The sequence below is a fragment of the Arthrobacter sp. zg-Y238 genome (genome assembly GCF_024385525.1).
Classification (GTDB): Bacteria; Actinomycetota; Actinomycetes; order Actinomycetales; family Micrococcaceae; genus Arthrobacter_B; species Arthrobacter_B jinronghuae.
In genome coordinates, this window is the sequence record NZ_JANFLU010000011.1 from 211,591 (window position 1) to 225,575 (window position 13,985).

Below are 13,985 nucleotides of genomic sequence, written 5' to 3' on the forward strand. Positions count from 1 at the left end.
GTTTCTTTCGATAGGACTTGAGTGATTGCTAGGAGTAAGCAGTTGCCCGGAAGGCGGCACGGGCTGTCTTCACATAGAAGTAAGCCGGATGTGTGCTGTTTCCATCCAGATTCAGGGGCGGTTGAAGCCGCTGGATCATTTGCTCTTCGACATCCCCAGGCGCCGGATGCTGAATCCATGAAAGAGCCAACGAGTTATGGATGAACTGCGTCAAGTCATTTTCGAATCCAGGATCGAGCGCGGGTCGTCCGGAAACGAGCGAGGCTGTCCAGCTGTGCCGGGTAGCCAACAACGAAGCCAATGAGAGCCGCAGGGTAGAACGTCGGCTGGTCTTCGTGAGGTGCGTGTTCAGCCGGGCATAAAGGCTGCTGTTCGTCCGGCTAGCGATTCCGATGTAGAGCAACTCGAGACTCGGATCCACAGGATGTGTTAGGCCTGAAAGACCAGGGACCACGCCTTGATTCATCCACCAGGCATACATGCCATGGGTGCGAGGAGGGAGGACCTTGGTGAAAACCCCTGACGATGGCACCAGGGGCGCGGCAAGCAACTCGCTGGCCGCTCTAGTAGCCGAAAACTCATCCGTGAAATGAAAATCCTCAACCATGCGTCCTCCGCAGAACCTCGGCACCGCTGGCGCGGCAGAAAATCAGCACCAGTTCACTGACCTCTTCGCCGGTGATCCGGCCGATCATCTTGGCGTACGTCCCCAGCTGCCGCCAATAGGCAGCCAGCTGGTCCTGTCCCAGGCTGATATCGGTCTTGAAATCGGCGATCACCAGACTGCCGTCATCCTCCCGGTACATCAGGTCGATGATGCCCTCTACGGTGTGACCGGCCTCGGGCACCATGATCGGCAGTTCGAGCCAGTGCTCGCGTCCGGCAGCCCGCCGGACAGGGGCACTCTCCAGCGCTGCCCGGGCGGACGCTTCCAGATCGGCAGCGTTGCGCAGGCCCGCGCTTGCAGCGACGTCGGCCGCCAGCCCGGGAAGCGACGGCGACAGTTCCAGATCCGTGAGTTCGAGCAGACGGTGCAGCGAGGTGCCGAATACCGTCCCGTGTTCCTCCGGCTTGCCGGCGAACCCTGGAAGCACTTCCTCGATTCCGGCCGGCGCATGGAACACGTCCGCGGTACCGTAGTTCGTCGTCACCCCATTACCGTCACCCTTCGCCAGAGCGGTAACCGAGGTTCGGGACACACGCGCCGATTCGGCGGCCCAGCCGGCACTTGAAGCCAGCCAATCGTCCCAGGCAGGCACCGGAACGGCCGTGCTTCGGTCTTTGTGCAGCGGTAGGAGATCCTCCGGCAACTCCCGCTCCGGGGCCAGCTCGTCGTCGTCGACCGACGCCAGGAGGGCGCTGAGGCTGCTGGACGAACCACTATAGTGCGAGACGACCAGATGGCTCTCTGCCCGGGTGCAGGCGACGTAAAGCAAGCGTCGCCGTTCCGCCTCCGTGAACGTCTTCTCCACGGCGGCAGCTTCTGCATAGCCGCCGGTCGAGACCCCCTTACGGAAGCGGATGAACACGTTGCCTGCCTCGTCCCAAAGGGCGGGCTCAGGTGAGTGCTTGGGAGCGGAGCCGGCACCGGCCAGCACAACCATCGGGAATTCCAGGCCTTTGGAAGCATGGATGGTCATGATCCGAACCGCCTGCATATCGGTCTCGGGCACCATTGCCTCCTTGACGCGGGCGTTTTCCTCCTGCTGCACGGCAGTCCACACCAGATAGTCCCGCAGCCCGCCGTGGGTCGCTTCCGTCCAGGCCCGGGCCTGATCGGTGACAAAGCGGATCCGCCGCCACACATCGCGGTAACGCGGGGTATCGGTTGCTGCCTCCAACACCCGCCGGTCGGCGGCGATCCGCTCGATCAGCTCCGCAGGGGAGAGCAGCGGCAGTTCCCGGTGCAAACCGGACAGGTATGCCAGCCCGGCCCGCACCGGGGAGTTCTCCTGTCCCTCGGGCGCCGGCGCGTACAGGTTCCAGGTTCCGCCGGCCTGCTTCCAGCGGAAAAGGTCGTCGTCGCCGCAGGCAAAGAGCGCCGACCGCAAGGCCAGTACGAGGGCTGCCTGGTCGGCGGTGTTGGCCAGTGTCCGCAGGGCCAGCAGGAGATCGGTCACTTCCTGCGTGGCGTAGACCAGTGAGGAGGCTTCGGCCCGGTATTCGATGCCCGCGGCGTCCAGGGCGTCCTCCACATAGGGCAGCGCGGTGCGGGTGGGCAGCAGGATGCAGACGTCCTGCAGCTGGAGCGGCCGCCGTGCGAACCCTTCCTTGTTTCCAGCCTGGTGCTGCCACGCCGGCGTTCCGCCGGTGCCGGTGGCCAGGCGGATCGCGGCGGCGACGTCGGCCGCTTCCTGCCGGCTCCGGGCCGCCGCGGTCACCTTTCCGTTCTCATCGGGAGTGGCACCGTTGCGTCCGAGCACGACGACGGCGGGACCGTCGTCGTCGTGCCAGGCCGGCCGGGCCGGGTCCGGAACCAGAGGGTCGTACGGAGGCTGGATGGTCCCGTTTCCAACGATCAGGTGATTGAAGACCGCGTTGACCCAGTCCAACAGCGCCGTTCCGGAGCGGAAGTTGGTCTGCAGGGTGGCCACCTCGGAACCAGGATCCGCGACGGCGCGGGCACGGGCGGCGAGGAAGGTGGCGATGTCAGCCCGGCGGAAGCGGTAGATGGACTGCTTCGGATCACCGACCATAAACAGGCGTCCCGGTGCCACCGGAAGGTCCTCCCAGCCGTCGGGGCCGCAGCTGGTGTCCGCCGCCAGACGGACGGCGATCTCGGCCTGGACCGGATCGGTGTCCTGGAATTCGTCCAGCATCAGATGCGTGTAGCGCCGGTGGAGGGGCAGGCGTGCAGGGGCGTCGGGTTCGGTGTCTCCCACCAGCAGGTCGCGGGCGTGGACGAGCAGGTCGTGGTACTCCAGCTCACCGCTGCGCTGGCGCACCTTCGCAGCAGCCAGCAGGACTTCGGCCAGGACCGCGCTGACCGTGTTGACGGCCGGGGACACCTGGCGGGCAATCAGCCCGTCCCGCTCTTCGACCAACAGTTGGAACTGCTGCTGGATGCTTTTGACGTCGCCGCCCCAGTTCTTCTTGGAGCCCTTCCTGGCGTAGCCGGTGGAGGGCAGGGTGTTCAGGACGTCGATGATCCTCCCGAAATCCCCCGATCCGCGAACCTCCTCGAGCTCGTCCCGCCACTCCTGCACCAAGGGGAAGCATGCCAAGAGCTTGTCCGTCGGGTCGGTGCAGACAGCCTTCTGCTCGAGGACCAATTCGGCGACACGCAGGAGCGGCCCCACATCGAGCGCCGGAACGCTCTGCCGCAGCGGCGGGTGGGTCCGAAGCCTGTCCCAGTTGCCGTCGAGGGCAGCGGCAACACTCCGCAGCTGGTCCAGGGTCACGCCGACGGCGAGCAGCACCCGAAGCGCGGCGTCGGCCGCCGGATCGGTAAACAGTGCCTGGCGTGCCTCTTCCCACCGGTGTTCGAAGGCGATCTCGGCGCGAAGCTCGTCCACCACGGTGATCAGCGGCGGCACTCCGGCCTCGATGGGGTATTCGCCGATCAGCCGGGCGGCGAAAGAGTGGATGGTCCCGATGGGTGCGGCATCGAGGCGGTCCAGCGCGGTGTTCCGCCGCTCGGTCCGGAGCTCATCCAGCCCGTAGGTTTTGGCGAGTTCGCCGCGCAGCCGGTCCCGGAGCTCGCCGGCGGCTTTCTCGGTGAAGGTGATGGCGGCAATCGCGCCGACGTCGACGCCGCCGTCCACCAGGGCGGCGATGCGCCCGACCAGGGCATGGGTCTTGCCGCTTCCGGCGCCCGCCTCGACGAACACGGTGGTGTCCAGGGCATCGCCGATGACGTACCGGTCGTCGGCGTCCTTCAGGTCCGGCTGGGCCGGGAACGGGGAGGTCTTCGGCTGGCTCATTTGTCCTCCTCGAAGAAGCGGGAATAGTCGCCCAGGGCGGGGCTGTCCTTGAGCCGCTCCCAGGTGTGCCGCATTCCGGCGGCGCCCATCAGGGTGGTGTGGTTGATGTAGTGGTCCGATTCGGGCCGGGGCGGAAAGATCCCGGCCTGCAGGGCCGCCACGACCAGTCCGGCGTCCTCGCGGAGCCGGGCCTCGACGTCGGGACCCACCTCGTAGCCCACCCGTTCATACTTCCCGGCGGCGGTGATGAACCGGTATTCAGCCCGGACCTCCGCTGCGGGATCCGTAACTAAACGCCGGGCGAACACTCCATAGACCGGCAGCTGAAACCGGGTGCCACCGGCGGTGGGATCCTCGCGGGTCAGCTTCTTATACTTGTCCGCCTTGCCGGTCTTGTAGTCGATCACCAGCACCTGTCCGTTGGAGTGCCGGTCTACACGATCGACCTTGCCGCGGAACCTGACGGTGTTTCCGTTCGGCAGGTCCAGTTCCACGGGAGGTTCGCCGGCCTCGGCGCCGAACTCGGCTTCCACCGCTACGTGCTGCCAGCCGGCGTCGCGCGCCTGCTGGTCCATGTCGTGGACCTTCTGCAGGTCGGTGCGGATCCGGGACTTGTCCCGGTCCCAGGTGTGCCGCAGCCAGGCCGGATTGGTGGTGGCCTCAAATGCCTTCTCGGCAATTTCCAGCAACCGCTCGGAGGAAGCGGTCTGGCTGCCGTCGGTCAGGCCGCGGACGTAGTCCTCTAGTATCCGGTGCATCAGGTTGCCGCGCTGCAGTCTGCTGATCTGGACCTCAAGGGTCACGTCCTCAAACAGCTCGGCCTTGAGGACGCGGCGCAGGAAGTATGCCAGAGGGCTGACGACCCAGTCCTCCAGATTGGTGGGGGAGATGGGCCTCCGGGGATCGATGATCGGTCCGGAAACCCCGGCGAGGTTGCCGTTGAAGCGGGAGAAGGTTCCGTTCCGGCGGTCGGCCCGTACTTCCAGCACCGAATCCAGCACCGGATCGGCCGCCAGGGCCCCGGTGGCCAGAAGATGGCGGACGCGCCACTCCTGGCCCGTGGCTGCCACGCCTGTGGGGGAACCGTGCGTCAGGTCATGCGCGAAGGAGGGCAGGTCCGTCACCTTTGTGCCCGCGATCCAGCGCGAAGGCAGCAGGGTTCCGCCGGCGCGCAGGTTGCCGCGGGGAAACAGGATGGTGCGCTCGACGCCGGTGGCGAGCAGCCGCTGGAACTGTTCCTTCCGGGCGGCGGCACGTTCGTGGACAGTCGGCAGCTTTACCGCGAGCAGATGGCCGGCGCTGTCGGGGAGCAGCGGATTTTCCCGGATACGGGCGGGGGCGAGTCCGTCCGCCGCGCCGGTGACGAAGACGACGTCGAGATCCCGGCCCACGCCGTCGTCGTAGGAGCCCAGGATTACCCCGGTGCCGCTGCTGCCGGTCCAGAACCGGCGGGCCTCAATACCGCGGGCAACGGCGGCGCGTACCGCCGCCGCCGTGGGTGCCGGGGCGATTCCGTGCAGCAGTTCGAGGTCGCGGATCACGTCGTGGAGCGTCTCGCGGGCCTTGGCGAGTTCCGGGCGTTCCGTTGCGGCCCGCTGGCCAAGGAACTCCGAGATGAAGCCGCCCAGAGTGCCTGCGGCCTCGGCCCAGGTCCGGGCGGCGAAGACCTCGGCAAGCCGTTCGCCCAGGACCGCGAAGAACCCGGTGAACTGGGCGTAGTCCTGCTGCCGCTTTTGTTCTGCTTCCGTTGGTTCCTGGCCTTCGTCCGCGTCCTCCTGTTCGGCCGGGGGAGAGGCGTGCAGCCGCTCGCAGACGGCGCTGCTGGGCAGGTTGTCCTGGCTCCAGTACAGGACACCCTGTGCCATCACGTCCAGAATCACCCGAACATCGGGGTTCGCCGGATCGAGGCTGAGGAGATTCACCAGCCCGCGGGCCAGCCCCGTGTCGGCCAGGCCATGCGCGGACGGGCCGACAAAGGTGATGCCGGCTTCGTCGAGGCGTTGGGCCAGCAGGGAACGATAGGGGTCGGCCGCGGAATAGAAGATGCCGATGCGGTGGCCGGGAGTGCCTGCTGCCAGTTTATTGATGACCAGGCGGACGACGGCGCGTGCTTCGTCGTCGGCGTCGGACGCGCTGAGGACCTGCTCGCCCAGGGCGGGGGAGGACGCCGCGGTGAGGTAGGTGGCGCGGGCGTGCTGTTCGAGAGCGGCACGGAACGCTGCGGCGGACGGGTCCTGCTCGTTGGCGAGCTGGAAACCGATCACCGGTCCGAGGAGCTTGCGGATCCGCGGCGTCTGCAGGGCTGCAGCGGCAGCGGAATAGAGGTCGTGTTTGGTGTACCAGCTGCTCCCCAGAACTCGGGCAGCGGCTCGGTGGACGCGGGCGACCTCGGACACGAGCGGAGACAGGCCGGTCACGTCGTCGGGGTAGGCTGCGTCGAGGGATGCGGAGGTCGCGGCGATCGCGCGTGCGGTGGCCGGCTGGTCGGCGACTTCGGCAAACAGCCCGGGCGCTTCGGCCAAGACTGCGGTGACGGCGCCTTCGCGGACCATGGCCGGGAGCGGGGCACGGCCGGAGAGCCGACCATCTGCGGCCGCGAGTTCCTCGGCCAGATCAGCCAGCGTGGTGGTGCTGACGGCGGCGCTGCCGCGGCCGTCGTTGAGGATTCGGCCCAGATAATGGGACAGGTCCAGTGCCGAGGCGCGGCTGGGTGCGATCACCGTGACCGGCTGCAGCGGCCGGCCCTGCTGGGCCGCTGCGACGGCGTCGGCCAGGGCATGCAGTGCATGTGGTGTGCTGATGTGGGACCGCGTCCGGGCCCCTGCGCTCGGTGTTGAATCAGCACCGGATGGATCTGTACTCAATGAACTCCCCTTGTTATTAAGTGCACTCAACCTAGCAGTAGGTGATTGAAACCGCGGGGAACGTTTACACAAGCACTCAGTACAAATCAGAGCCGTGGTCGCTCGAGGACCTGCCTCACATACCCATCCAGAAGTGCGGCGAGTTCGTCGTCCGAGAGGATGTCCAAAACCACATGCGAGCGGGCAGCCAACACCCGGGGGATCAACCCCCTCATCAGTTCAGTTCGAAGTATGGGCAGCAGCCCGTTCGCTTCAGCCCGCCATACTGCATCCCGGGCTGCCCTTGCTGCTTTTCGGTTCCCCGAAAGGCCGGACCGTTCCATAATCTGCACAAACTCGTCCTCACCCAATGGAGAGCAACCACCGGGGGCCGCGTTCAGGTCCGGCCCAAGAGCCCACGCCCGCCACCAGAGGCGACGGAGTGCGTTTCGGGGTACGCCTATAAGTCGATTCTCAGCTCTCTGGGGGAAACGCCAGGGTGCGAGCTCGGGAACCAATACCAGCGTGAGGAAACTCCAGACACCTTCGACGGCGGCGTCTCCGGGGACAATTCCGAGCTCCTTATATAGGTAGGTGCCCAAGGTGCGGTCGAGATTTTGTTGGGATCGCTGATCGAGCTTGGAGGGAAATCCGTACCTGGATGCGATCTCTCGGAGTCCGTCCTGGATCCGTTGCAGCTCTTGTTGTGGAACAGGGATTCCGCCTACAGCTGCAGGGGCCGCGGAAGGATGGCTAAGGGCACCATAGCCGACCAATTCAGTGAGGCCTTTGTCGGCCAGCTCGGCGATAATCCTGTGCGCGACGTCGCGGGGCAATCGGGGATAGATGTAGATGCTCATGACAGTTTTCCTATGGTGCTTTGCACATGGGCCTCAAACTTGGACGGTTCACTGTCCCAGAGTTTCCGGAGAATGTGCGGATCCGAGATTTGTGGCCACAGCTGCTGCAGGAGGCATCGGAGAACGGCTGCCACCGAGGGGTCCTCATGGTCGGGATCCCGGTCCAGAACTGTATCTGACTGCACTGCCAGGACGGCCATCTGGCGGGTCACATCAATGTCCAGCAAATGCTGCAGCTGCTTGTTTTCCGGAGTGTGCAGTCCCTGCAGGAGACGCCTAATCGCCGGCTGTGACGTGTTCATGGACAGGCGCACGGCACTTGCAAAGGAGGCTTCCGGGTCGGACAGGTCGGCATCCAGCTGCCAAAGGGCATCGGGAGTGTCCGGGCGTGTTCGCCGGAAATCTTCCGCATCCGTTGGGAACTGGGCCCCGATCCCCTGGAGATAGACATGTACCGAGTGCTTCCAAAGGATGCTTCCCCGCTGGTGTGGGGCCAACGGATCCAGAGGAACGGAGGCATCTACGAGAATGAACGTGGTAAGGGTTAGGCGTCCGCCTAACTCGGTGCCGGGAACATCAAGCTGGAGTGGAACGGAAACATTCGCATCTGCAGGGGCTGCTGCATCCAAGAGCAGGATGTCGGCTTTGGTCGAATCGGATTTGGCTTTGACGACCACCCGGAACTGACTTCCTTCCCCCATCCGGCACTGAGCGAGGATAAGCGGACGGTCTATCGTGACCTCAGCTTGAAGGCTGAGCACAGTCTGGTAATCCCACGAGTCCATCTCTTCCGGAAGCGCTTCGCCGGAACCGTTTCTGGAGAAAAACCACCCTGAATGAACTACTGAATTTGGGTCCGGAGTGTAGAAAGGTGACACGGAGATTTTCATGCAGTACTGCTTTCTACATCCGCTGAAACATCCCAGAGAACACTGGATGCTGATGAACGTTTCGCGCAGATGACTGCGTGTACGGGCTCGTCACCGAAGACTTTGAACCCAGAGCGGTGCCCCTTCAAAGGTTCTCGGTTCCCGTCGTACTCCGCGGAGATCAATTCCAGCTGGGGGTCCAGTGTGGCGTCACTCGTAGCACCATCCAGCGCAACCCCCACAGAAACAGTGACAAAAGTGACGTCAGTGCCCTTAGGTGGTGTCACGAGGCAGCGCAGATAAGAGGCGGTTTGGTTGCCGAGCATTCGGGGGCCGGCGTCGAGTAGCTCGATGGACACGCGCTTCAGACCCCTCTTGCCGGCGCCGCCACCGCCGGACGCCCCGGGCCGCCCCTTGCCCTGCCCGGCGGTTCCGACCAAGTGGGAGAGTGCGTTAGCCACCGCGGCTGTACTGGTCGATTCAACAGCTGCTGCCGGCTTTGGCCTGCCCCACTGCGTCAGGACTGCGTGGTCGATTTCACGAAGGGCTTTGAGCACACGCAACCGCTGGTCGCGGAGAGTGACGAGGTTCGGTTGCCATGAATCATGCGTTGGCGGTTCGGCATGAGCAAATGCGTCGTCCATGGCATCGTCAGCGCGAAAAACACCGGCCCATTCGATACCTTCCTTGGCTGGCGGACCTTCCCGATACTCAACCACGAGTTCCGGGGAACGTAGCAGCACCGTGTGGTTACAGGCCCGGTTCGTGAACGGTGAGGCCGGAGGCGGGCTGTCAGGATCATCCGGCTTGTACCCGTCATCAATAGCCACGGGTGCGCTGAAAGGGGGAGTCGGAAACGGGACTGTTGCCAGCCTTCCAAGCCGCTCTTTGTTGCGCTTAATCTCATGGAGCCGCACAACTGCTGTTGGTTCACCACCGTCTCCCCTGAGAGCCGAGTAGGCCGCAACGAAGTGGTTTAGGGGCGGTCTTGAATCCGGTTTCGGAATGGAGATTTCTGAACCGTCGAGGGTTGTTCGGATATCCATGGCCCTATCGTTGCCAACGAGCTTGGGCCAGAGATGCCATAAAACCGACTCGGCAATAAAGGTCATGCCCTGGTGGATGGTTCTGTGTCCGAAGTCAGGATCAAGGATCAGAATGTTCGTTCCCAGCGAGCCTTCAGCGATATCCGGCATACCAAGCCGAGCGGCGAGCGTGTCTGCCTCAATGCCCTCCAGCGGGACGGGTTCGCTCGAATCGTCTCTGCCCCACCAATGGCGCCCTGTATGGAGGATCCCGCCGAGCGCGAACTGACTACCGATACTGCAGGCGATCAAGCGGCTCACGGGAGCACCGTTATGATTAGCCCGGCTGTGAACAACTATGGTGTGGGGTCGTGAAGCGATGTAGGCAATGGTCTTGCCGAAGCCGTAGGTACCTCCGGTCATGCCGTCGGTGTTGGCTTTGCCCACATTGAGGATGAAGTCGACCCAGTCATAGTTTCCATCCGTCGACTCCAGATGCCCTTGGACTGGTCCTCCAAGTCCTTTCGTATTGCGGTCGGACACATATAGGCCCACTAGGTCCGGGCGTTGAAGGGAGTGCGCGAGCGTGGGATCCGGAAGTTCGGAGGCGTTGTGGAAAACGGATTCACGAAGGCAAGTGACAACGCTCGCCGCCAAGGTCTCGGCAGCGATGTTGAAAACCACCGGTGCTCCACTTCCATCACGCGCGTCCCAACTGTTTTGTGCTGTTTCCCTCACCAAAACGGCCAGAGGGTCGAGATTGGGGCGGCCGAGTAGTTTTGCGAACCCGTCAGCCGCTAACCCTCCACTAGGGGAAAACCGCTCGGGAATCCAATCAAGAATCACTGTCTGCAAATCCCTCAATTAGGTCGAGCATTTCAACTTGTTCCAAGGGTGTGGGTGGCTCGTTGGTTACATCAATGACGTAGGTTATCGACACCACTCCTGGGGGAAGCTCAGATTGCTCAAATGAACGCGGAATCACCCTTGGAAAGTGTTCTTGTTGGACGTCGTATAGTCTCTGCTCTTTCAGAGTGAACCTTGAGTTCTGATATGCCTCTCTATGCGAGTCGAAATAACCCGCCCTGCGAAGTTTTCGTTCGAAGAGAGACGATTCCACCCCGAGGTTGAGAATCGTATCGACCATACTTGGCAGCGAATCTCCCGTCGAGGAACGCTCATACCGGGTATAGGCCAGGAATAACTTGCCCGCGTCGTTGTTCGGTGCTTCGAGTTGGTGGAGGCTGCTGATGCCGATCCGGCGTCCTTCCCGAGCAAGGGACGCTTTCACCTCTATGGCAGTATCACCGGCACAAAAATCATGCTGTGACTTATCGGGTCCGTGCCAGTGAGACAGAGCTTGAGGGTCTCCTGCGCGAACCAGCCTTTCCAGCATTTGGAGTTCAGCAAGCAGACCTATCTGCTCAGAAACGTTTAGCTCCGGCCCCGAGGCTGCAGCGAAGAGGGCTTTCCACTCTTGGAATGCGCGTGTCACGTCATGTGCAGGAGACTCCGATTCACGAAGCACCTCCAAGAGTTCACGTGCGAATTGCGTAAAAACTGTATCCAGTCTTCGCACCGTGCAGAACGCACTTAAGTAATCCCGTGACTGAAATTTCACCCTGCTCAAGCGAACCGCCGCCCCGTCAGCCTGTTGGGTCACAGCCTCGCCGGGAAGCAAGGGGATGAGCAGATGACGATCCGCCTTCGAGTCGAGCGCTGCCAAGACGTCGCCCGCCTCAACGCTGACGCCGATCGGGTTCGCCTGTGTAATCCCTTGAGTTCCCGTTCCTTCTGCGGAGTTGACCATCCACACTGAAAGAAGGTCTGGATATTCGGTCATCCCAGAGCCACCTTGTCGTGGGAGCCCTCAGCATCCACGTAGGCGTTCAGGCTGTCGTCGGCTTCGTCAGTATTGAGCATGGACACATCCACCTGAATGGCGTTCTTCGGCTCCGATCCTGCGGCAGCGGCGGGGAAGGAGAACGCCACACCCACCACATGCTCCGCGGCATTCAACTTTTTGCGGCGGTCCAAATGGGGTTGGGGTGCCGAGTCCTTATCAATGGGGTAGATCACTAGCAGCGGACGTCCCTCAGCATTGCGAACTTCCTGTAGCTGAGCATCGCTCGCAGCCTTAGCCTGGCTGGCGGTCCACCCCAGATCGAGTACACGATCAACCCGTGACATCAGCGTGCCAATGTTGGCTACTTCTGGATCACTGCTTACGAGCTGTGAACGAGTGATCAGGTTCACGCGTTGCTCGAGGCCAAGGTCGAGTGTTTCCGCAGACTTGTCACTTTGACCGGATTTCGAGACCACTGCAATGTTCCATTCATGGAGCGCCCCAAACTCCAGTTGCGTTTTTACATAGTCGTAGAGCATGCCCTCGGACATCTCGGACTTGTCATTAAAATGATAGTGACCCAAGAAGCTCAGTATTGATTCAGCAGGAACTCCCTTGAAAACGATCCTCTCACCGTATACCCCCTCATCAAGGGCATCGATTTTTGCGGCTGATAGAAGCTCCTTCGTTGCTTCAATGTTTCCTGCCAGAATCTCGGGATCGGTGCGGTCGAAATATGTCGTTTGGGGGTGGGTTTCACTGAAAGAGGCAGATGCCTTTATCGCGAACTGCATCTTCAGGGGAGACGTCACCTGCATTCGCGGATGGGTCTGAATGCGTACTGCCACATCACGTGGCGACGCAGCTCCGCCCTCATAGCGTTTGATTTCTGATCGAAGGTCGCTTTCAATCTCTGCGAGGAACTGGAAGTCATCCTTGAGCTTGCGGGTAGTCCAGACCCTAGGAAGATCCTCGTAACCACGCCGATACCCGAACCAGCGTCCCATCTGAAGTGCGGAATCATAGGCACCCGCTGTCCTCAGGAAAAATGAGGACACAAGGCCTTCCAGAGTTAAGCCCCGAGAAAGCGTGTTGCCGCCGACGGCAATGACCGTCGCTGGGTCCGCTGCGTAAATGAGGCGCTCGGGCGAGGCGCTGTTGTCAGCGACCACCTTCGTGTCAGTGAGTACGTCGGGTAGCAGGCCCAGCAACTCTTCGAATGACGGCGCTACCAAATTGTGGCGGGCAGCCGGTTCCCGTTGCACTTCGGATTCCCACTGGTTCTGCCACTTCGTCGTGTCGCCGCTTCGGAGTTCTTTCTGCAGGTCTTTCACATGTTTCCGGATAACCGGCACCAAAGTGTTCTGAGGCTCGACCCTCATGGTTGTGTGGATCAGCATGCTGGAGTGCTTGGCCTCTCCGTTTCTAAACCGCCGTGCAGCCGTAGCCAGCAGGAACCAGCGGATGGCGTCGGAGAGGCTGGGGGTCACTTTGGGGGAGTAGGGGCTCTTAGGGCTGGATTTGTACGCCTCCGCTTCGGACTCAGGTACGAATCTGATCATGTTGTGGCCCTGGTCATCGGAGCTCTCTTCCGGCTCAGCCACGGGGGCTCCGAAGAGTTCTTCGGAGCCGAAGTATCCGGCCGGCTTGGGGAGGGAATAGATGAAGTCCCGCGGATAAATGTTCTGTGGGTCTGCGGGATTGGCCAAAACGTTGGCAAACGGTGTGGCGGTATATCCCACGTACGCCACACGGGGCAACCCTAAGAGATCAACGAGCAAGCCGTTAATTGCTGTTTGATCGAGCTCTGCATCTCTTGCGGAGTTGGGACTGGCCTGGTCTGCCTCGTCGTCAATGATGAGCACGGGACACTTGTTAAGACCGCCCTTTTCATGGGCGTCCAAGAGCCAGTCGCGAAGATTTGTGAGCCGCGAAACGTTCTTTTTTACCACTGCCAACAGCCGCAACTGTGACCCGGCAACCAATGGAAGCGCTTTGACGGGATTGCCGAAATCGCCGAATTCATCTGTTAGCTGGACCCAGTCTGCCGGTCTCAAATCGCAAAGCTGACTGTCCAGGCGCAGTTGGGTCTGGCGTCGCAGGGAGTTGTGCACGCCGGAAAGGACTATGAACAGTCTGTAGCCTGCATCAGCGGCCTTCGCGATGGTGGCAGTAAAATTGGCAGTTTTACCCGACTGGACATAACCGAGCACCATTCCGCGTGTCCGGATGGTTTCGCTGTGCGGATCGGCCAGTAGGGACACTACATCTGTGGAGGTCTTGTCGAGAGACGGAACGGCATTCGCCCAACCCGGGTCGGCTTGCAGCTTTGCCTTGAGGCTCGGCCAGAAGACATCATGGGGTTGGGGGCCGGCATACCATGGCTCCGTTTCCGATTCCTCATCGAATACGGTGACGTCGTGAGCGTCGGCGAGTCTTTGCTTGATGATCAGGTCGCGTTCGGTAAGAACGTCCTCAACCAACCCGTCATTGTTGAGCATAATACGCAAGGTATTTATGGCAGCGTCTTTGGAAACGCTGGTTTTTATAAGAACTTCGAGGGTATCCAGCGCCGCGAGTCCTTGGGCGTTTAGGGCCATTTTTCATCCTTGAACTTGA

General features: G+C 62.0%; 8 protein-coding genes. All 8 read right to left on the bottom strand.

The features are described from left to right. Positions 1-28 precede the first annotated feature (28 nt). Positions 29-607, bottom strand: a complete 579-nt coding sequence (locus tag NNX38_RS12760) for a GIY-YIG nuclease family protein (RefSeq protein ID WP_255798342.1) — start codon at positions 605-607, stop codon at positions 29-31. Then, the gene (locus NNX38_RS12765; RefSeq protein WP_255798343.1) at positions 600-3,923 is read right to left on the bottom strand and encodes an exodeoxyribonuclease V subunit beta; all 3,324 of its coding nucleotides are present in this window, start codon (positions 3,921-3,923) and stop codon (positions 600-602) included. The genes NNX38_RS12760 and NNX38_RS12765 overlap by 8 nt, the downstream gene beginning before the upstream one ends. Beyond that, positions 3,920-6,787 (bottom strand): PD-(D/E)XK nuclease family protein, encoded by a 2,868-nt coding sequence (locus NNX38_RS12770; RefSeq protein ID WP_255798344.1) that lies wholly within the window; start codon positions 6,785-6,787, stop codon positions 3,920-3,922. Before NNX38_RS12770 ends, NNX38_RS12765 begins: the two co-directional genes overlap by 4 nt. Before the next feature lie 86 nt (positions 6,788-6,873). Next, positions 6,874-7,626: a hypothetical protein gene (locus tag NNX38_RS12775; protein ID WP_255798345.1), complete on the bottom strand. Its 753-nt coding sequence runs from the start codon at positions 7,624-7,626 to the stop codon at positions 6,874-6,876. Then, positions 7,623-8,516, bottom strand: coding sequence for a hypothetical protein (locus NNX38_RS12780; protein ID WP_255798346.1), 894 nt, complete (start codon positions 8,514-8,516; stop codon positions 7,623-7,625). The genes NNX38_RS12775 and NNX38_RS12780 overlap by 4 nt, the downstream gene beginning before the upstream one ends. Next, positions 8,513-10,366, bottom strand: coding sequence for a hypothetical protein (locus NNX38_RS12785; protein ID WP_255798347.1), 1,854 nt, complete (start codon positions 10,364-10,366; stop codon positions 8,513-8,515). Before NNX38_RS12785 ends, NNX38_RS12780 begins: the two co-directional genes overlap by 4 nt. Next, a complete protein-coding gene (locus NNX38_RS12790) occupies positions 10,356-11,363 on the bottom strand; it encodes a PD-(D/E)XK motif protein (protein WP_255798348.1) in 1,008 nt (335 codons plus the stop codon). The genes NNX38_RS12785 and NNX38_RS12790 overlap by 11 nt, the downstream gene beginning before the upstream one ends. Next, positions 11,360-13,966: a Z1 domain-containing protein gene (locus tag NNX38_RS12795; RefSeq protein WP_255798349.1), complete on the bottom strand. Its 2,607-nt coding sequence runs from the start codon at positions 13,964-13,966 to the stop codon at positions 11,360-11,362. Before NNX38_RS12795 ends, NNX38_RS12790 begins: the two co-directional genes overlap by 4 nt. Between the last annotated feature and the right edge of the window lie 19 nt (positions 13,967-13,985).